The sequence below is a fragment of the SAR86 cluster bacterium genome (assembly GCA_023703675.1).
Taxonomy (GTDB): domain Bacteria; phylum Pseudomonadota; class Gammaproteobacteria; order Magnimaribacterales; family AG-339-G14; genus AG-339-G14.
Genome location: CP097974.1, coordinates 973,970 through 994,141, shown reverse-complemented (window position 1 = coordinate 994,141; position 20,172 = coordinate 973,970). Strand labels below are relative to the sequence as shown.

22 protein-coding genes are annotated in these 20,172 nt (G+C 33.0%); 13 read left to right on the top strand and 9 right to left on the bottom strand.

Annotation, left to right across the window (positions count from 1 at the left end; all coding sequences use genetic code 11):
- The first annotated feature begins 6 nt into the window (after positions 1–6).
- Genes nadD through M9C82_05105 form a run of 7 tightly spaced genes read left to right on the top strand, consistent with a single transcriptional unit; the run spans position 7 to position 6,826 of the window.
- Positions 7–636 carry a nicotinate (nicotinamide) nucleotide adenylyltransferase gene (gene nadD, locus M9C82_05135; GenBank protein ID URQ73335.1) on the top strand — a complete coding sequence of 210 codons (630 nt, stop codon included), beginning with the start codon at positions 7–9 and terminating at the stop codon, positions 634–636.
- Positions 633–959: a ribosome silencing factor gene (rsfS, locus tag M9C82_05130; protein URQ73334.1), complete on the top strand. Its 327-nt coding sequence runs from the start codon at positions 633–635 to the stop codon at positions 957–959. The genes nadD and rsfS overlap by 4 nt, the downstream gene beginning before the upstream one ends.
- Positions 938–2,755: a penicillin-binding protein 2 gene (gene mrdA / locus M9C82_05125; protein ID URQ73333.1), complete on the top strand. Its 1,818-nt coding sequence runs from the start codon at positions 938–940 to the stop codon at positions 2,753–2,755. The genes rsfS and mrdA overlap by 22 nt, the downstream gene beginning before the upstream one ends.
- Positions 2,752–3,855 carry a rod shape-determining protein RodA gene (gene rodA / locus M9C82_05120; GenBank protein ID URQ73332.1) on the top strand — a complete coding sequence of 368 codons (1,104 nt, stop codon included), beginning with the start codon at positions 2,752–2,754 and terminating at the stop codon, positions 3,853–3,855. Before mrdA ends, rodA begins: the two co-directional genes overlap by 4 nt.
- 6 nt (positions 3,856–3,861) lie before the next feature.
- A complete protein-coding gene (gene mltB, locus M9C82_05115) occupies positions 3,862–4,827 on the top strand; it encodes a lytic murein transglycosylase B (GenBank protein URQ73331.1) in 966 nt (321 codons plus the stop codon).
- A complete protein-coding gene (locus tag M9C82_05110) occupies positions 4,824–5,978 on the top strand; it encodes a D-alanyl-D-alanine carboxypeptidase (protein ID URQ73330.1) in 1,155 nt (384 codons plus the stop codon). The genes mltB and M9C82_05110 overlap by 4 nt, the downstream gene beginning before the upstream one ends.
- The gene (locus M9C82_05105) at positions 5,978–6,826 is read left to right on the top strand and encodes an aminotransferase class IV (GenBank protein ID URQ73329.1); all 849 of its coding nucleotides are present in this window, start codon (positions 5,978–5,980) and stop codon (positions 6,824–6,826) included. The genes M9C82_05110 and M9C82_05105 overlap by 1 nt, the downstream gene beginning before the upstream one ends.
- On the opposite strand, the gene holA is transcribed toward M9C82_05105, so the two are convergent.
- The 7 genes from holA to M9C82_05070 form a co-directional block, all read right to left on the bottom strand.
- Positions 6,783–7,715 (bottom strand): DNA polymerase III subunit delta, encoded by a 933-nt coding sequence (gene holA / locus M9C82_05100; GenBank protein URQ73328.1) that lies wholly within the window; start codon positions 7,713–7,715, stop codon positions 6,783–6,785. The two genes, M9C82_05105 and holA, sit on opposite strands and share 44 nt — an antisense overlap.
- The gene (locus tag M9C82_05095) at positions 7,715–8,110 is read right to left on the bottom strand and encodes a hypothetical protein (protein ID URQ73327.1); all 396 of its coding nucleotides are present in this window, start codon (positions 8,108–8,110) and stop codon (positions 7,715–7,717) included. The genes holA and M9C82_05095 overlap by 1 nt, the downstream gene beginning before the upstream one ends.
- 77 nt (positions 8,111–8,187) lie before the next feature.
- Positions 8,188–10,560, bottom strand: a complete 2,373-nt coding sequence (leuS, locus tag M9C82_05090) for a leucine--tRNA ligase (protein ID URQ73326.1) — start codon at positions 10,558–10,560, stop codon at positions 8,188–8,190.
- A complete protein-coding gene (accC, locus tag M9C82_05085; GenBank protein ID URQ73325.1) occupies positions 10,560–11,900 on the bottom strand; it encodes an acetyl-CoA carboxylase biotin carboxylase subunit in 1,341 nt (446 codons plus the stop codon). The genes leuS and accC overlap by 1 nt, the downstream gene beginning before the upstream one ends.
- A 2-nt stretch (positions 11,901–11,902) precedes the next feature.
- Complete coding sequence (gene accB / locus M9C82_05080) at positions 11,903–12,370, bottom strand: acetyl-CoA carboxylase biotin carboxyl carrier protein (GenBank protein ID URQ73324.1); 468 nt, start codon at positions 12,368–12,370, stop codon at positions 11,903–11,905.
- Positions 12,371–12,814 carry a type II 3-dehydroquinate dehydratase gene (gene aroQ, locus M9C82_05075; GenBank protein ID URQ73323.1) on the bottom strand — a complete coding sequence of 148 codons (444 nt, stop codon included), beginning with the start codon at positions 12,812–12,814 and terminating at the stop codon, positions 12,371–12,373. It abuts the gene before it with no gap.
- Positions 12,815–12,866: 52 nt separating this feature from the next.
- Positions 12,867–13,277, bottom strand: coding sequence for a hypothetical protein (locus M9C82_05070; GenBank protein URQ73322.1), 411 nt, complete (start codon positions 13,275–13,277; stop codon positions 12,867–12,869).
- A gap of 68 nt (positions 13,278–13,345) precedes the next feature.
- On the opposite strand from M9C82_05070, the gene ilvD reads away from it, so the two are divergent.
- The 3 genes from ilvD to rho all read left to right on the top strand — a co-directional run bounded on the left by ilvD (position 13,346) and on the right by rho (position 16,737).
- Entirely contained in the window at positions 13,346–15,010 is a 1,665-nt protein-coding gene (ilvD, locus tag M9C82_05065; GenBank protein ID URQ73321.1) for a dihydroxy-acid dehydratase, read from the top strand.
- 38 nt (positions 15,011–15,048) lie between these two features.
- Positions 15,049–15,372 (top strand): thioredoxin, encoded by a 324-nt coding sequence (trxA, locus tag M9C82_05060; protein URQ73320.1) that lies wholly within the window; start codon positions 15,049–15,051, stop codon positions 15,370–15,372.
- A gap of 102 nt (positions 15,373–15,474) precedes the next feature.
- On the top strand, positions 15,475–16,737 hold the full coding sequence (gene rho, locus M9C82_05055; protein URQ73319.1) for a transcription termination factor Rho: 1,263 nt from the start codon (positions 15,475–15,477) through the stop codon (positions 16,735–16,737).
- Here rho and rsmD read toward each other — a convergent pair.
- Complete coding sequence (rsmD, locus tag M9C82_05050) at positions 16,730–17,308, bottom strand: 16S rRNA (guanine(966)-N(2))-methyltransferase RsmD (protein URQ73318.1); 579 nt, start codon at positions 17,306–17,308, stop codon at positions 16,730–16,732. The two genes, rho and rsmD, sit on opposite strands and share 8 nt — an antisense overlap.
- Before the next feature lie 46 nt (positions 17,309–17,354).
- On the opposite strand from rsmD, the gene M9C82_05045 reads away from it, so the two are divergent.
- Both M9C82_05045 and M9C82_05040 read left to right on the top strand, forming a co-directional pair.
- Entirely contained in the window at positions 17,355–17,810 is a 456-nt protein-coding gene (locus tag M9C82_05045; protein ID URQ73317.1) for a flavin reductase family protein, read from the top strand.
- Positions 17,803–18,201 (top strand): DUF4399 domain-containing protein, encoded by a 399-nt coding sequence (locus M9C82_05040; protein URQ73316.1) that lies wholly within the window; start codon positions 17,803–17,805, stop codon positions 18,199–18,201. The genes M9C82_05045 and M9C82_05040 overlap by 8 nt, the downstream gene beginning before the upstream one ends.
- A gap of 200 nt (positions 18,202–18,401) precedes the next feature.
- Here M9C82_05040 and M9C82_05035 read toward each other — a convergent pair whose 3' ends face one another.
- Positions 18,402–19,154, bottom strand: coding sequence for an outer membrane protein assembly factor BamD (locus tag M9C82_05035; protein ID URQ73315.1), 753 nt, complete (start codon positions 19,152–19,154; stop codon positions 18,402–18,404).
- 28 nt (positions 19,155–19,182) lie between these two features.
- On the opposite strand from M9C82_05035, the gene M9C82_05030 reads away from it, so the two are divergent.
- Positions 19,183–20,130, top strand: coding sequence for an RluA family pseudouridine synthase (locus M9C82_05030; GenBank protein URQ73314.1), 948 nt, complete (start codon positions 19,183–19,185; stop codon positions 20,128–20,130).
- Positions 20,131–20,172 lie beyond the last annotated feature (42 nt).

The following is a 20,172-nucleotide window of genomic DNA, read 5'->3' as shown; positions in this document are numbered from 1 at the left end:
AAATTAATGAGAGAATCGGTTGGTATTTTTGGTGGTGCATTCGACCCAATTCATAAAGGACATACAAAATCTTTACTAGAAATAAAAAATCTTATTAATTTCTCAGAATTAAAAATAATTCCATGCGGCTTACCCTCCCAAAAAGATAAAACAGAAGCATCAAATCATGAAAGATTAAGCATGTTGGAGATGACCTTCAGAGGCCACCAAAACATAAAGATAGACCCAATAGAAATTGAAAAAAAAAGTATCTCATATACTGTTGATACCTTAGAAACTTTTAAAAAAAATTATAAACCTGACCAACATTTTACATTGATAATGGGTCTTGATGCTTTCTTGAATTTTACAACTTGGAAAAATTATAAAAGAATCTTAGAACTTTCTTCTTTGTTGGTGATGCAAAGACCTAACTACAAAACAGACAAAATTTACTTGGAACAATTCAAAAATAACATTACTGAAGATATTAATGTCTTTTTAAATAACCATGGAAAAATAATTTTTTATAGTCTCTCTCAATTTGATATTTCATCAACCAAAATTAAACAAGCAATTAAAAATGAATTGAATTATGAAGACTATTTGGAGCAAAAAGTAGTTGATTTTTTGGAGGAAAATTCAATTTATAAATGAAGGATAAAAGTTTTAAGATTATTGAAAATAGCTTGGAAGACATAAAAGCGCTAGATACGAAAGTATTAAATTTGCAAAAGTTAAATACTTTTACGGATACACTTTTAATAACATCGGGATCTTCATCGACTCACATGTCAGCGATTTCGGATCGAGTTATTGATGATTTGAAAAAAAATAAAATCCCTATTCAAAGCGTCCAAGGAAAAAATTCAAGTGATTGGATCTTATTAGATCTAGGTAATATAGTAATTAATATTATGTCTGTTTCAGCCAGACAATATTACGATTTAGAAAGTTTATGGGACGATTCTTTGGCGTGATAAAAAAATCTTCTATTTCGAATAGTAGTGTTTTTAGAAGGATATTAATTTTTCTTATTCCATTTTTAATTTTATTAACTTTAGCTTTTTTTCAAATTTTTAATTTAATGATTCTTCGTTCAGATGAATTTAAAACACAAGCCGACTCAAACAGAATTTTAAAGGAAAGAGTTTTCCCCCCAAGAGGTCTTATTTTAGATAGAAACGAAGAAGTAGTAGTTGAAAATTTCATCAGACAGGATCTTAAAGTTACCCCAAGTTTTATTGAAGATTATTCACTGTATATTTCTAATTTATCTGAATTAATGAATTATGAGGCCTCAAAGATTGAAAACATTTTTTACAAAAAATTAAATGAGATCAAACCCTTTCAATCTTTCACTCTCATAAGAAATCTCACAGACGAGCAAATTGCAAAACTTAACCTGAATCTAAATAAATTTGCAGGGACCGAAATAATTCCTAATTTTTCTAGGAATGTTATTCAGGGCGAAAGCTTAGGTTCTGTAGTAGGTTACTTGGGATTTGCATCAAAAAATTTCATGCTTCAAGATCCTAATTTAAAAAATTTTTCCGACCAACAAATAGGATTACTAGGAATTGAAAAAGAGTATGATAATTTTTTGAGGGGAGAGATCGGTTATAAATTCTTAGAAAAGGATTCTAAAGGAACCGTAATCAAAGTTTTATCATCAGAACCTCCAAAAAAAGGAAAAAATCTAAAGCTCTCCATTGATTTAGAGTTTCAAAGAACTTTATTTAAGGAATTTACTGGAAAAAAAGGCGCTTTGATTGCAATAGAACCAGAAACGGGTTTCATTAGAGCGCTTATAAGCTCCCCATCTTACGATCCAAACTACCTCAACAATCTTTATTCAGATGAAATAGAAAAGATTTTACAAGATAAAGATAGTCCGCTATTTAATAGAGCTGTCTCAGGTCAATATCCTCCAGCCTCAACTCTAAAACCTTTCATAGGCTTGGCTGCACTAGAGGAAAAAGTAATAGCTTGGGATGAAAAAATTGACGATCAAGGAGAATTCTTTGTAGAAGGAGACGATAGACCTTATCGGGGTTGGAAAGAAGAAGGGCATGGTTTAGTAAATATGGAATCTGCTATTGCGGAATCTTCAGACGTTTATTTTTACAACATTGCATTTGATTTAACTGTGAGCTCTATTTCTCCTTTTCTGGCTAAGTTTGGATTTGGCGCATCTTCAAAACTTATTGGAAATGAAAGCAAAGGGATTTTACCTGATAAAAAGTGGAAGCTTGGTCAGAAGGGTGAGTTTTGGTTCAAGGGTGATACCATAAATATGGGTATTGGACAGGGATATATTCTTACAACACCTCTACAAATTGCTCTTGCTTATTCCGCATTAGTCAACGGTGGTCAATTGATTACACCGAGAATAGTAGAATCAATTGATGGAGAAACTACTGAATTTTCTTCTAAAAAAATAGAGTTAAAAAATAATGAAAACTGGGATCTAATCAAAAAAGCATTAGTTTCGGTAGTAGAATCAAATAAAGGAACGGCTCACAATTTATTTGATCCAGAAAAAAGAATAGCTGGAAAAACTGGAACTGCTCAAGTTAAAAGTTTAATTAATGACATTAAATATCAAGAGATAAGAGAAAATGAACTTTTAAGAGATCATGCCCTTTTCGTGGGTTATGGACCAATTGAAAAACCATCTTTGGTTGTAGTTGTTATAGTTGAAAATGGTGAAAGTGGTAGCCTGGTAGCTGCGCCTATAGTTAAAAAAGCTTTAAATTCTTACCAAGATTTATGAATAAAAGGCCTCTAAATTACTCAATGGATTTAGACATTAATTCAGACCAAAGGGGTTTAACCTATGATTTTTGGATTCTGCTAAGCATCTTTTGTTTAAGTACATTTGGAATAGCAATGATCTACAGCGCAAGTCAATCTTATGACATGGCTTTAAGGCAATTTATCTATTTCGTCTTAGGGTTTTCTTCTTTGATTTTAATTTCATTTTCAAATTTCAGGAGGATGGAATCTATATACCTTTTTTGCTATTGGCCCGGATTGATTTTACTTTTCGTAGTTTTATTTTTCTCTGATAGCAATAACAATACTAATCGATGGATTGATTTAGGTGTTTTTACTTTTCAACCATCGGAGATAATGCGATTTTTAATACCGCTATCTGCCGCAGCTTTTTTGTCTAGAAAGCCGGATTTAAAACTAACAGATTTTTTTATAGTCTTGATTCTTACCATAGTTCCTACATTTCTGGTGCTTCTTCAACCAGATCTTGGCACCGCTGCGATAGTCCTCTTATCTGGCGTCCTACCTATTTTACTAGCAGGACTGCCTTGGCTTTTTGTTTACATCGGTGCATTGTTAGTAATTCTATCAATGCCATTAATTTGGATTTCATTATATGAATATCAAAAACAAAGAATTATTACTTTGTTTAACCCAGAGGCTGATATTTATGGAGCAGGTTGGAATATTGCTCAATCTAAAATTGCAATAGGATCTGGCGGATTTTTTGGCAAAGGTTATTTAAATGGCTCACAAAGTCAGTTGAATTTTATTCCTGAAAGTCACTCAGATTTTATATTTGCGGTCATTTCAGAGGAGTTTGGGTTAATAGGAGTTTTAATTCTTTTTCTTGTTTATGGATTTTTAATATTTAGGTTGCTCTTGATTGCAATGAATAACAAAAGCAGATTTGCAAAGATTCTAGCAGGAACTCTCTCTACAATTTTGATAGCTTATATTTCAATTAATATTTGTATGGTCGTAGGTTTGCTTCCGGTTGTGGGAATGCCTCTCCCTTTTGTTAGCCAAGGAGGGACAGCACTGATAATTAATTTAGTTACAATAGGGATAATATTATCTCTAAGAAGAGAGACCTAAATGAATATGAAAGTAATTTTGTTGATTTTATTTTGTTCCCAAACATATGCTAATTATTTGGACAGAGACGAAGTGCATGAATTCATAGATTATATGTCAGCAGAGCACAGTTTTGAAAAGTCTTATTTAGTAGACATCTTTTCAAAGACAGAAAAGCAACAAAATATTATTGATTCTATGAATAGGCCTGCAGAAAAAGTTGTCACTTGGGATGAGTATAAAACTCGAGTATCTTTCTTTAGGATCCAGAATGGAAAAATTTTTTTAAGGACATATAAGAAATGGTTTGATAAAGCCGAAGATGTATTTGGCGTTCCAAGAGAAGTCATAGCAGCAATAATTGGTTTAGAAACAAATTATGGGGGATATAAAGGAAAGATTAGGGTTATAGATGCGCTAAGTACAGCAGCTTTTGACTATCCCAGGAGAAGAACTTTTTTTAAAAAACAATTAGAAGAATTCTTTTTATTGTCCCGAGAAGAAAATTTTGATGTCATGAGAATAAGAGGGTCTTATGCGGGAGCAATGGGCTTTGCTCAATTTATGCCAGATAATTATAGAAAACTCGCTCTAGACTTTGATGGGGACGGAAAAAGGGACATTTTAAATAATGCCGCAGATGCGATTGGAAGTGTTGCAAATTTTTTAGCATCTGACGCCGGAAATAAAAGAGGTTGGGAAGAGGATGGATTTATTGCCCTTCCAGCAAAAGCAAAAAAGAAAAATGTAAAAATTAAATCTTCTTTTGGACTGAAACCATATAATGAGTTAGATATTCTTTACAATCAAACTGATTTTGATTTTCCTAAACAATATATTCAAATTTCTTTATTTCCCGATGATGAAACTAAAGATGAATTTTGGATTGGTGATAAAAATCTTTATGCAATAACGAGGTATAATCCAAGTTCTAAATATGCCATGTCAGTATTTCTTTTAAGTGAGGAATTAAAAATTACAAGCGACCTATGATAAAAAAATATTTATTTTGCTTTCTATTTCTGAGTTTAAATTGCTTTGGTCAAAGCTTGATACCTAATCCACCTCAATTAACTGCGACTAGCTATCTTTTACTAGACGCAAAGACATTGAAAATTATTTCTGAAAATAATGCAGAGCAATCGACAGGAATGGCGAGCATTACCAAAATCATGACTGCTTATGTTGTAGCAGATCAGATTCAGAAAGGATATTTGAGTGGAAGCTCATTGGTAAAAATTAGCGAAAAATGTTGGCGAATGGAAGGGTCTAGGATGTTCATTAAAGAAGGCACTGAAGTTCCAGTGAGCGATCTAATGCTTGGAATTATTGTGCAGTCTGGAAATGACGCAAGTTGTGCTCTTGCAGAACATATAGCTGGTTCAGAGTATGATTTCGCTGAACTTATGAATGATTACGCAAGACAAATGAATTTAAAGGAAACAAATTTTATGAACCCTACTGGATTACCTGACGTAAATCACTATTCAACCGCAGAAGATATTGCCAAGTTGAGTATAAAATTAATTCAGGATTTCCCTGAAACTTATAAGATTTTTAGCCAGAAAGAATTCACTTATAACGAGATAAGACAGTTGAATAGGAATAGTTTGCTTTGGCAAGACGATTCAATTGATGGAATTAAAACCGGCCACACATCAACTTCAGGTTACTGCATGGTTTCTTCCGCTAAAAGAGGGGACATGAGACTCATTGCAGTTACATTGAATAGTTCTTCGGAAAAATCGAGGTTAAGGGACAGCAGGAGGCTTCTCGACTACGGATTTAGATACTACACAACTAAAAAAATAATTTCTAAATATGAGCCGATTACTTCAGTAGATGTTTGGGCTGGAAATGAAGATTCTCTAGAATTGGGTCCTGAAGAAGATATTTACGTTACTCTAACAAAACCTGAATTTAATTCATTAGAATTAATTGCTTCAAAAAACTTGGGTGTAAAAGCTCCGATAGGAAAAAATGACGTTTTAGACAGCCTAGACATCATAGTAGATGGAAAAAAACTAGAAAGTGTAAATTTAGTGGCTGTGAAAAGGATTGATTCAAAAGGATTCATTTCATCAGCTTTTGAAGCAATTGGATTTTATATTTACAGTTTCTTCATGCAAGATGAAGTCAATTAATGTCTATATGTTATCTTAATAATGGTTTTACAGATTTAGATCAAGCTTCAATATCGCCGCTAGATAGAGGATTTCTTTTTGGAGATTCTGTCTATGAGGTATTTGCTGCCTATGAAAAGAAACTATTTAGAATTGAAGATCACCTTGAAAGACTTTTCCTAAATTTGCAATCTTTAAAAATATCAAATCCATACTCTCGTAATGAAATAGAGAGTTTAGTTAAAGAAGTTTGCATAAAAAATGAAGAGCGAAATCAAATTATATATTTACAAATATCAAGGGGCAGGGAAAAGATAAGAAATCATATTCCAGATAAAAATACAAAGCCGACTTTGTTTATTTGTTCTTTCGAGATGCTTAATCCTCCTAACCAAGAATCGGATTCTTTTGAAGTTATTTTAAGCAAAGATATTCGTTGGAAAAAAAGCTCAATAAAATCTAATTCTTTATTGGCTAATGTGATTTATAAAATGAAAGCAAATGAAGAGGGCGTGGATGAACTTATCATGAGCGATAACGGTTATATCACTGAAGGGGCTGTGAGCAATATATTTTGTGTAAAGAAAGAAATCATTTTTACTCCTCCACTTGAAACAAATATTCTCCCAGGTGTAACTAGAAAAGTAATATTAGAAATTTTAAACGAACTAGATTTCAAATATGAAGAAGAGGCTATTACTGAAGATTTTTTGTTGAGCTCAGATGAGTTATGGATAACAAACACAACTAAAGGAGTTGTACCAATTTTAAAAGTAGACGGAAAAGTCTTAGGCGATGGAAATATTGGTAAAGTATATCAACAAGTTAAGCAGGAGTTTTTGAAAAAAATTGAGGATTGCAAAGTTTGATCAAGACTTGCTCGCTTGTTTTCCAAAAGTCTGACCTCCCTAATTTAAAATCCCTATCCAACTTTGCCAATTCCGTTTTCAATTCATTTATAAAATCTAATTTTAAACTGTCTGATTTTTTCTTAAGATTGTTTTGATAAGACTTAGGCCCTGGAAAAAAAGTATTTTTATCTTCTTTAATAAGAATTAACCTCTCTAGTTCTCTATAAAGGAACCAAATTATTATAGGTTCTGGAGTTTTTTTACTCTTTAAGTTTTGCAAAATTTTTAAACTATTTTCTAAATCACTGGAAAATATGGAATCCGATAAATTGAATATTTCAAAGTCTGAACTGTCCTCCATCAGAGTATTACTTGAAGCATTCAAAAGTTTTAAAAACTTTATTTCTTGCATTGCCGCAAGTAAGTTGCCTTGAGTTTTTTCAATCAATAAGCCGATATTTTCTTCATTAATATCAAGTGAATTTTTTTTATACTGTTCAATTACCCAATTTCTAAATTGATTTGGATAGACTTTATTTACTTCTTGGACTTTAGAAATTTTTGATATTTCCTTGAACCATTTTTTTGTAGCTAATCTGTCTATGTTATAAATCGATAAAACTAAAGATTTTTCTTGATCTAATTTCAAACAAAAATCTATAAATTGTTCTGTATTCTCCTTGGTAATTGGAGAATAAATTCTCAGGTCAAGAATCTTTTTCTCGCTAAATAATGACGCTTCATTTTCTTGGTATAAAGATTCAAACTTAAAAGTTTTATCGTTATTAAAAAAAATTTCTCTTATTAAGAAATTATTTTTCTTTAGTTCTGAAAAAACTTCATCTCGTTTCAGTTCGATCAAAAAAGGATCAGTACCGAAAATAGTAAATATGTTTGATTCTGACATTAAAGATTTTGCGAGAAATTGTTTAATCTGAATGAAAACTCATTTAGAGCTTGGAAGAAAAAATTCTTTTTAATTTCCTCTATTTTTTGTTCATTAGATAAAATACTGTCAGTATCATAAGCAAAATTTTCACTTGCAAAAAATTCTATAAATTCTTCCTTGGATCCATTCTTTAAAATAAAGTCTAATTGGTAATCTAATGATCCAACCGCAGGAAAAAAATTTTCATCCGTAGCACTTAAAAATTTTCCGATTCTATGATTGATAATCTCTAATTCAAGATCAGCTTCAGAAGAATTAGAAATTTCTATGTTCATCATGTAGCTTCTTCTCTTGATCTCTGACATTAGATCTTGATTTAAGGGATTATTTTTGTAAGAAAAAAAAATCATCATTCTTTCTTCATTTTTTTCTGATATGGGTGAGTATCCACAACTAACAAGAAGGAATAATAAAAGGAATATTTTTAATCTCATTTCACAACAAAATTTATCAGTTTTTTCTCGATAAATATTACCTTAATAAGTTTTTTATTCGACAGAAATTTTTTTACATTCTCATTTTTTTTAGCTGCACTTATGATTTCATCTTTCTCTTTTTTAACATCTACTAATATAGAACCTCTCAATTTTCCATTAACTTGGATCACAAACTCTAACTCTGAAGTTTCTAAAAAACTTTCATCGAATGAAGGCCATAAATTATCTTCAATTTTATTTTCATTGATTTGATCCCATAATTCGTGACAAATATGAGGAGTTATTGGATTAAGCATGAGCAAGCAACTATTGATTACTTGTTTCAATAAGCAATATTTCTCATTATTTATTTTATTTTTTAAAAAATCTTCAGGTATAAAATTTATCAATTCCATAATCGACGATATAGCAGTATTAAAAGATTCTCTAGTTTCAAAATCGTTTGAAACTTTTTTTATTGTTTGATTTAGTTTGACGACTAAATCTTCATGACTTTCTTTTGAATCACCTTCTACAATTTCTTGCTGTTTGAATAATTGGACTAAACTCCAAAGCTTGTTTAGAAATTTAAAAGAGCCTTTTAAGCCCTCGTTGGACCACTCTAATGATTGGTTCGGAGGAGCAGCAAACATAGAAAACATTCTTACAGAATCTGAGCCGAATTCTTTAATTAACTCTTTTGGATTTATTACATTTCCTTTTGATTTAGACATTTTCGACCCATCCTTAAGCACCATTCCCTGACAAAGAAGCTTTTTAAATGGTTCTCTAATTTTAAGAAGATCAAGATCGCTCATTGCTTTACAGAAAAATCTTGAATAAAGAAGGTGTAGTATCGCGTGTTCAATCCCTCCTATGTATTGATCAACAGGAAGCCAATAATCCACTTCGTCATCGAATATTTTGTCTTTAGATTTATAGGATGCAAACCTTGCAAAATACCAAGAAGATTCGACAAAGGTATCAAAGGTATCTTTGTCTTTTATAAAAATTTCACCATTAATTTTAGGCTCCTCTTCACCTTTGAGAGACTCATTTAATTCAGAAAATGGAATAACTTTTTGTGGATTATTTTTTGAGATCATCATTGGTATCGGTGCACCCCATTTTCTTTGCCTTGATACACCCCAATTTCTTAATCTATAGTTAATTGTCTCCTTCCCAAATTTAGATAATTTCTCTTTAGCCTCTTCTGATTTGAGCCCATTTAAAAATCCAGAATTAATTATTGTTCCCTTACTAACCTCAGCTTCCTTAGTAATGTCTACCGTGCTGCTTTTATTTTCTATGACTTGTTTAATTTTTATTTTGTATTTTTTTGCAAAATCATAGTCTCTTTGATCATGAGCTGGCACCCCCATCAATGCTCCGAAGCCATAACTAAGAACGTAATTGCTAACCCAAATTTCTATTTGTTCTTTTGAAATTGGGTGAATCGCTTCTAATTTTAGTTTGTAACCATTTTTTTCAGTCAACTTAGAACTAATCTCGGATGTTGAACCTTTTGAATTATTTTTAAGCCAAGATTGAAGATCTTCGTCATTTTTAGCGTATTCTTTAGTAATGGGGTGATTAAAAGAAAGGGCTATAAATGTCACCCCCATAATAGTGTCTGGCCTCGTTGTAAAAACCTCTATAAAACCTGATTCGCCAGCACTGAAAGAAAATTCCATTCCTTCAGACTTACCAATCCAATTTTTCTGCATCGTTTTTACTTGTTCCGGCCAACCATCAAGCAAGTCAAGATCGGAAAGAAGTTCACTGGCGTAATCTTCTATTTTGAAAGACCATTGACTAATTACTTTTCTTTCTACATTCGCTCCAGATCTCCATCCTTTACCGTCTATAACCTGTTCATTTGCCAACACAGTTTGATCCACTGGATCCCAGTTAACTTCTGCTTCTTCTCTTACAACAAGACCTTTCTTGAACAGTTCGCAAAATAACCATTGCTCCCATTTATAATAATCCTCATCGCAAGTTTTGAACTCTCTTCTCCAGTCATAGCTGAATCCTAAAGACTTAAGTTGAGTTTTCATCTTTTTAATATTTTTTTCAGTCCAATCTTTCGGAGACACATTGTTTTTAATTGCTGCATTTTCAGCCGGGAGACCAAACGCATCCCAGCCCATTGGCTGTAGAACATTTTTCCCTTTCATTCTTTGGAATCTAGAGATCACGTCGCCAATTGTATAATTCCTTACATGCCCCATATGCAATTCTCCTGATGGATAAGGGAACATACTTAAGCAATAAAATTTTTCTTTTTTTGGATCAGGAGCTACTTCAAAGCAACGATTTTTTTCCCAATAATTTTGAACTTTTTTTTCAATTTCATTTGGTTTGTAAATTTGAGTTTTACTCATTAGTCGATGCTGAGAATATCCTTCAAATAATTAATAGAAATTTTTCCTTCAAAAAAATTTGGTTCTTGCATAATAGTTTCTTGTAAATCTTTATTGGTCTTAATTCCATCTATGAAGAATTCTTCTAATGCAAAAGACATTCTTTTTATTGCAGATTTTCTATCATATGAGTGAGCACAAATTTTTGCGATTAAAGCATCATAGTAAGGAGAGACCGTATACCCAGCATAAAGGTGTGAATCTACCCTAACTCCAATTCCACCTGGTGGATCATATTCTGTTACCTTACCTGGAGAAGGTATAAAAGTTTCAGGGTCTTCTGCATTTATTCGACACTCAATCGCATGTCCATTTTTTTTGATGTCCTTTTGTTTAATTTTCAATTCATTACCTGCCGCTGTCTCGATCTGCAGTTTTACTAAATCAACGTTAGTAATCATTTCAGTCACTGTATGCTCTACCTGAAGTCTTGTGTTCATCTCAATAAAATAGAATTCTGAATCTTTATATAAAAATTCAAATGTCCCAACACCCTTGTATTTCATCTTTTTTAGACAATTTATGCAAAGATCAAATAATTCATTTTTTTTGTTCTCATCTAAATCCCACGCAGGGGCTTCCTCGACAATTTTTTGGTTTTTTCGTTGAATTGAGCAATCTCTTTCAAAAAAGTGAAGTGCGTTTCCAAAATTATCTGCGATCACTTGAACCTCTATGTGACGAGGATTTTCAATAAATTTCTCCAAATAAATCTCATCACTTCCGAAACTATTTAAGGCCTCTTGTTGAGTAATTCTCATACTTGATAAAAGTTCTTCTTCCTCTCTTACGATCTTTATGCCTTTTCCACCGCCACCCGCAGCTGCTTTTATGAGAAGTGGGTAACCAATTTCTTTTGCAATTTCTATTGTTTCTCTATTTGTTGCAGAAACCCTTCCGCTTCCTGGAACACATTGTAATCCAGCTGACGTAGCCATTTCTTTGGCAGAAATTTTGTTTCCCATTACCCTTATCGATTCAGGATCTGGACCTATAAAAGTGTATCCACTGGCTACAACTTGATCAGCAAAATGATCATTTTCAGCCAGAAATCCAACTCCTGGATGAATTGCATCAACTCCAGCTACCTCACAGGCACTTATCAATGTTGGGATGTTTAAATAGCTTTTACTTGACTGTGCTGGACCTATACAAATTGCTTCATCAGCCATTTTTACATGCTTTAGCTCTTTATCAGGTTCAGAGTAAACTGCTACCGATTCGATTCCCATTTCTTTGCAAGCTTTTAGAACACGAAGAGCTATCTCACCTCTATTGGCAATTAATATTTTTTTAAACATTTTTAATCTATGATGAAAAGGGTTTGACCGAATTCAACAGGCTCTGCATCTTCAGGAACTATTTCCAGTATAGTTCCACTAAAGTCTGCCTTAACTTCGTTCATCATTTTCATTGCTTCAATGATACAAAGAACATCCCCTTCATTTACCTTATCACCAACTTTAACAAAGGTGTCTGCTCCAGGATTAGGCGCTCCATAAAAAGTACCCACCATAGGAGATTTAATCTCTTTTCCAGCAGCTACTTTTGGACTATCAGCTGGAAGATCATTTTTATCATCGTCTTTTTGTTGATTTTCTGAACTAGTTTCCTTAGATTTTTCAACGGGAATTTGTGGAACCATAGTCTGTGTAGAAATAGAGCCAGATTTAACTAATTTTACTGATTCTTCACCTTCTTTAATTTCTATTTCGTTTAAATTTGAGCTTTCCAACATCTCAATTAATTTTTTAACTTTTCTTATGTCCATCTATAAGTCTCCTATTTTTTTAATTGCAAAATTTAATGCGCTCATATAGCTTTCTTCACCTAAGCCAGAAATTACCCCTAGAGCTATATCGGAAAAGAATGACTTTTCTCTGAATTTTTCTCTACCAAATATATTGCTTATGTGAATTTCTATCATTGGTATGTCGACCCCTAAAACGGCGTCCCTCAAAGCCACACTTGTGTGAGTGAAAGCGCCAGGGTTGAAGAGAATAATTTTAATTTTTTCATTTTTAGCAGCTTGAATTCTTTCTACTAGCTCGTGCTCAGCATTGCTCTGAAAACAGATAAGCTCCTCATTAAGGTTATTTGCATGCTGAATAAGGCTCTCTTCAATTTCTTTTAATGACTTCTTTCCATAAATGTCTTCTTCTCTTGAGCCTAAGAGATTAAGATTTGGACCATTCAATAAAAGTATTTTTGACATTTTCAGTGATTTTAAGGAATTTTAATACTAAATTCAAAGAAATTAGAAGAAATTAGATCGAGAGTTTCTTTGTTTCCTTATTAAAACAAATCTTGTTAGCATAACAACCTTGATATTCTAGTTGAATTTGTTCATTAGAAACATAGTCAAAAGATTTAAAGCTAATAACAAAATTTTCGTTCAATATTTCTTGTTCCCCAAAAAATTTATCCTTTTGGATTATTATTTCCCCAATAATTTTAAACGTGATCTCCTTACCATCTTTTAAAATTTTAAGTTTATTCTTATAGACATAGACGTCTTCAAGTAGAATAAAGTTTATAAAATAATTATTCCCTTTTTTTGAAACACTGAAATCTATTGCCTGCTTTGAAGACGGATAGCTGTTGCCAAAAAAGTCATCCGAACTTAATGCTAGAGAAAAAGTCATAGTGAAAATTATTAAGTGTTTTAATAAATTCATTAATTTAAATTTTAATTAAACAAACTTCATTAAGAAGATAAAATAAAATTATAAAACTAAAAAAAAAGATGAGTAAAAAAAGAAAATTTTCTTCTCCGCTTGTGGATGGGCCTGAACAAGCTCCATCAAGATCAATGTTGAGAGCTGCAGGATTTTCAGATGAAGATTTTAATCGTCCTCAAGTAGGAGTGGCTTCTACTTGGTCTATGGTAACTCCTTGCAATATGCACATTAACGACTTGGCAACTTTGGTTTGCAACTCAATTGACAAAGAGGATCTCAAATCAGTTCTTTTCAATACAATAACTATTTCCGACGGAATTTCCATGGGGACTCTTGGAATGAGGTACTCTTTAGTTTCAAGAGAAGTCATCGCCGATTCGATTGAAACTGTCGTCGGCTGTCAATCTTTTGATGGAGTTGTTGCAATTGGTGGTTGTGATAAAAATATGCCAGGTTGTTTGATGGGTCTCGGGAGACTAAACAGACCTTCAATTTTTGTTTATGGCGGCTCCATTAGACCAGGTGCTAATCACACAGATTTGATAACTGTAATGGAAGGAGTTGGAAGCTATACGAGTAAGAAGATCTCAGAGGACGAGTTAATTGCTATTGAGAAAACAGCTCTTCCCGGTCCTGGATCTTGCGGCGGAATGTACACTGCTAATACTATGGCGTCTGCAATTGAGGCGTTAGGCATGAGCTTGCCTGGAAGTAGTTCACAAGATGCGGTTTCCGAAGCAAAAAAAATTGATTGTAAAAAAATCGGAACTGCAATGAATTATTTATTGGAGAAGGATATTAAACCTTCAGACATAATGACAAAAGCTGCTTTTGAAAATTCAATAAGAGTCATAATTGCACTGGGTGGTTCGACTAATGCAGTGCTGCACTTATTAGCAATGGCACATACTGTTAATGTTCCTCTAGCTATAGATGACTTTGAAAAACTTGGAAAAGATAGTCCCGTTCTAGCTGATTTAAGGCCTTCGGGACATTATTTAATGTCCGAATTAAACGAAATCGGGGGAGTTCAGCCTTTAATGAAAATGCTTTTAGAAGAAGGACTTCTTAATGGAGAATGTATGACTGTTACAGGTAAAACCTTAGAAGAAAATTTGGATAATGTAAAACCTTATCCGAAATCCCAAAAAATTATTTCGTCTATTTCTTCTCCAATCAAAAAAGATAGTCATTTAAGAATTTTAAAAGGCAACTTGGCTGAAGATGGCGCAGTAGCAAAAATTACTGGTAAAGAAGGAACAAGCTTTACTGGAACTGCGAGGGTGTTTAATTCAGAAGAAGAAACCCTAGAAGCAATATACAATTCAAAAATAAATCCTGGCGATGTAATAGTTGTTAGATATGAAGGTCCTGTTGGGGGTCCGGGCATGCGGGAGATGCTTAAGCCGACGTCGGCAATTATGGGCAAAGGAATGGGTGATAAAGTTGCTTTTATAACAGATGGAAGATTTTCTGGTGGATCTCACGGCTTTGTTGTGGGGCACATAACACCTGAAGCAGCCGAAGGAGGATTAATTGGACTTTTAGAAGACGGAGATCAGATAACCATAGACGCAATTGAAGGAAAAATCGACGCCAATCTTTCTCAAGAAGAAATTCAAAAAAGAAGGAAATCTTGGCGTAATCCCAAGCCCTATAATAAGAAAGGGGTTTTGTCTAAATACGCGAAAGTTGTAAGTTCAGCGTCTTTAGGAGCAATTACCGATTAAGTACTTTAAATAATTTAAATTTAGCCCATAATAATTATATGAGTGAAATTATTGAATTAACTGATGAGAATTTTGAGACTCATTTAAAATCAGCTGATAAGCCAGTTTTAGTAGATTATTGGGCGGAATGGTGTGGGCCATGCAAAATGGTTGCGCCTGTTTTAGAAGAACTATCAGAAGAATTGAAGGATAAACTGACAATCGCAAAATTAGATGTTGATAATAATAAAGATTCTGCAATAAAGCAGAAAGTTATGAGCATTCCAACTTTGATCTTGTTTAAAAATGGAGATCCGATAGATCAAAGAATTGGTGCTTTGACTAAAAGTCAATTAAAAGAATTTTTAGAGCAACATATTTAAATATTTACTAGACCTTTATAATTATAAGTGATAGATTTTATCTGTAACTTTCGGTTGCAAAAGTAATTCCAGCAATTTTTTTCAATTTATTTTTAAAAACATATGCATTTAGGCGAACTTAAAGCCAAACCTGTCGAAGAATTGATCGGTATAGCCGAGAGCATGGGTATTGAAAATATAGCCAGGTCAAAAAAACAAGACGTAATTTTTAATATTCTTAAATCTCATTCAAAAGGGGGCGAAGATATTGAAGGGGAAGGCGTTCTAGAAATTCTAAATGATGGTTTTGGTTTTCTTCGATCACCAACTTCTTCATACTTAGCTGGACCAGATGACATCTATGTTTCGCCAAGTCAAATTAGAAGATTTGGGTTAAAAACTGGAGATTCTATTTCAGGAAAAATTCGCCCACCAAAAGATGGTGAACGATACTTTGCCTTACTAAAAATCGATCAAATAAATTTCGAAAATTCTGACAAGACTAAGACTAAGTTGGCTTTTGAGAACCTTACTCCTCTTTTCCCAGAAGATCGTTTAGTAATGGAATCAGGAAATGGAACTACCGAAGACCTTTCTGCTCGCATAATTGATCTAATTTCTCCTACTGGAAAAGGGCAAAGAGGATTAATAGTTTCGCCACCAAAAGCTGGAAAAACTCTTCTCCTTCAAAGTATTGCTCATTCAATAGAAAAAAATAGTCCAGACAGCATTCTTATGGTCTTGCTTATTGATGAAAGACCTGAAGAAGTTACTGATATGACTCGATCAGTAAAGGGCGAAGTGATCGCGAGTACTTTTGATGAACCACCCTCGCGTCATGTTCAGGTAGCAGAAATGGCGATAGCTAAAGCTAAAAGATTAGTTGAATCAGGAAATGATGTAATAATTTTACTAGACTCTATTACTAGACTAGGAAGGGCATATAACTCTACTCAAGCATCTTCGGGGAAGATACTTACTGGTGGAGTAGACGCCAATGCTTTAGAAAAACCAAAAAGGTTTTTTGGAGCTGCAAGAAACATTGAAAACGGCGGAAGCTTGACAATCATTGCAACTGCTCTAGTTGATACAGGATCAAGAATGGATGAAGTTATTTACGAAGAGTTTAAAGGCACAGGTAATCAAGAAATTCACTTAGATAGGGCTATTGCTGAAAAAAGAATTTTTCCAGCAATAAATATCAGAAGGTCTGGCACTAGAAGAGAAGAGCTAATCACAGACGAAATGGATTTAGCAAGGACTAATATTTTAAGAAAACTTCTTCATGAGATGGAAGACATTACAGCTACAGAATGGCTAATTGATAAATTAAGAAAACACAAAACAAATAACGAATTTTTCGATTCGATGAAAAAATCTAAGTAACTTTTTTTCTAAGTAATCTATAAGATTTTCTACCCATAATTTTCTCTTTAAATATTTCGTAATCTGCGAAAAGAAAATCCAAATTTATTTTTTTTTCAGCTTCTAGATAAAAAACTGTATTTAATCTGTAAATTTTTTTCTCCTCAATTAAATTAAATACCTTTTCAACAAAATTTTTTTCAAAAGGGGGATCTATGAATATTAAGTCGTATGAAAATTTAGAATCATTTTTTTTAAACCAACTTTCATAACTTTCATTGAATACATTAAAAGCAATGTGATCTGTCATATCGATTAAATTTTTTTTAAGTATTTGAGAAGCACGAACATCCTTTTCTATAAAATCTACTTTCTTTGCTCCTCTCGATAAAGATTCAAGACCCATTGCTCCCGTCCCCGCAAAAATATCTAGGCAGTTATAGTCTCTCAAATCGTTTCCTAACCAATTGAAAACCATTTCTTTTGCTCTATCAGGAGTTGGTCTTAATTTTGAATTAATCTCAAAGGAAATTTTTTTTCCTTTCCACTTTCCTCCAGTTATCCTAATCTTTCCTTTTTCCATCTCAGTCATAAATGAATTATTATATTAACTGAAGGCACTTTTTATCCAATATCTTATGCAAGAAGAATTTTTATCAATTTTAAGAACTACGAAACAGACAGTGTTCATTATGTCCGCTGAGAAGAATGATATAAGAAGGGCAGTTACAGTTTCTTCAGTTACCTCGCTTTCGCTAGACCCGCCAATGATTATTGTTTGCATAAATAAGAATGCTTCAATTCACCAAATTTTGGAGAATGGTAGAAAGTTTTGTTTGAACTTACTCAGAAGCGATCAAAAGGACTTAGCGAATTTGTGTAGTGGTCAAGATGATGGAGAAAAAAGATTTTCTTTGGGAGAATGGCAGTCCCATGATCCAGTTTATTTGGAAAGCGCACAATCGAATATTTTCTGTTCGATAGAGGAGCTAATTCCTTTTTCTAGTCACTCCTTAGTAATTGGGAAAGTGTATGAGCTTAATCATTCAGGGGATAAAGATCCTCTTATATATCAAGACGGAGATTATGAATAAATTAAATTTAATTTTATTTTTATTGGGGTTTTCAACTTTAGCTTTTTCTAGTCCTGAGGTTTACTTTATAAGTCCCAAAAATGGAGAAGTGGTAAACAGTCCCGTGAATGTTAAATTTGGTTTAAAAGGTTACGGCATTGCTCCCGCAGGAATAAATTTTCCGGAAACTGGACACCATCATTTACTAGTTAACTTAACTGAACTGCCCGACTTAAAATCAAGTATACCTGCAGACGAAAATCACATTCATTTTGGGAAAGGACAAACAGAAACATTTTTGGAATTAAAACCTGGCGAATATAGTTTTCAGTTACTGTTAGGTGACTGGATGCATGTTCCGCATAATCCGCCGATCTTATCTGAAAAAATTAAAATAATTGTCAAAGATTAAAAATTAATAGCAATTTTTGTTTTTACAAAAAATATTTTCACCGTCTTGAAAAGAATTTTCTTTAGGAATATATTTTGAACACTTCGAACATTTAACTACCTTAGTAACTTCGGATGTATTTTGTGTAGTCTTAAGAAATTCTGCAAACCCATAAAGAAAAGTTACGAAGAGTAAAAGAAAGATTAGGTTTAACATTTCAGTTAAATTTTCTCCTTGTATGCTTTCAATACTTCTTCTGCTTCTTGCGCAAGGTCTTCTTTCCCGAGTTCATTGTAAGCAATTATTGAAATCTCCAAGGCTTTGAGTACTTCTGGGGTTTTGGACATGTGTTGGATGATATAATTAGCTCTATTGATTGCTGCCACATAAGCTTTTCTTTCAATATAATATTCTGCGATATAAATTTCTTGTTTTGCAATTAAATTTCTAAGGAAAATCATTCTTTGCCTTGCATTTCCGGCGTACTCACTTTCGGGGTATCTAGTAAGAAATTCACTTAGATCATCAAAAGATTCCTTTGCTTTACTTAAATCTCTTTTGAAAGTCATATCTCCTAAAAAAGGAAGATCTCCAAAAAAAGTTTGATCATCAGTAAATTTCGCTAAGCCTTTTAAATAAAAAGCATATGGAGTATTAGGATGTCGAGGATGCAGACTTATAAATCTATCCGCGGCAGAAATAGCTGCTTCAAATAAAGAACTTTTGTAGTAGGCGAAAATTAGTTCGGATTGAGCTTGCTCTGCATACTTTCCAAATGGAAACTGTTTTTCAAGCGTTTCGAGACTCAAAATTGCTGCAGCATAGTTTCCCGCTTTAAGCCTGCTTTGTGCTTGATCGTATAAATCCTTTTCTATCATTTCTATAGTTACTTTTTCGCCATCATCAGAGGCACAAGAGACTACGAAAAATAATAAAATTAAAACGTTAAAAATTTTTTTCTTAAGAAGATTCATTATTTGGACTATTCTATCATTAGAAAATATGACTAAAACTAATAAAATTTTGGAAATTCCAGAACATCTGTCTGGTCAGAGAATTGATTCTGCCTTAACAGAAATACTTGATGAAATATCAAGATCAAAGATTAAAACTTGTCTTCAAGATGGAAGAGTGACTGTTAACGAAGAAATTATAAAAAAAATAAGTACTAAAGTTTTAGGTGGAGAGAGAGTTGAGATAATTTTTAAAGCTGAGGAATCAGTTGATTACATACCTCAAAATATAGAAATTTCTGTACTTGATGAGCAAGAGGATTTCATAGTGTTGAATAAAAAACCAGGATTAGTAGTGCACCCTGGAGCAGGAAATAAATCAAAGACTTTACTGAATGGATTGCTTTATAAATTCCCCGATTTAAAAAAGTTACCTCGAGGTGGAATTGTTCATAGATTAGATAAAGACACTTCTGGTTTGATGGTAGTGGCAAAAAACGAAAAGGCTCTATTAGATCTTTCCAATCAAATTTCTAACAGAACTGTTTCAAGGATTTATGATGCATTCGTTGTGGGGAATCTAAAAAAGTCAGGAAAAATAGATCTTGCAATTGGCAGACATCCTAACAATAGACAGAAACAGGCTATTCAATCAAATGGCCGAGAAGCAATCACTTATTATTCATTGAAGGAAAACTTTGGAAATTACTCACACTTGGAGTTAAAACTGGAAACAGGAAGGACCCATCAGATAAGAGTCCATTTAAGTCATACCGGATTTCCAATTATAGGTGACCCTCTGTATGGGAGAAAAAGAAGGTTTGCTAAGTCAACTAATAGTGAATTGAGAGAAATAATTGAGCTTTTCCCGAGGCAGGCTTTGCATGCTTCAAAGTTATCTTTTAAACATCCTAGTACTAAAAAAACTGTAAATTTCGTAAGTGAACTTCCAGAAGACATGAGAAGTCTGAAAGATAAGCTTGCGCAGCTTGCCTAAAACTTGACTTGTTTTTTAGGGGTGTCAAAATTCGCTCCCTCA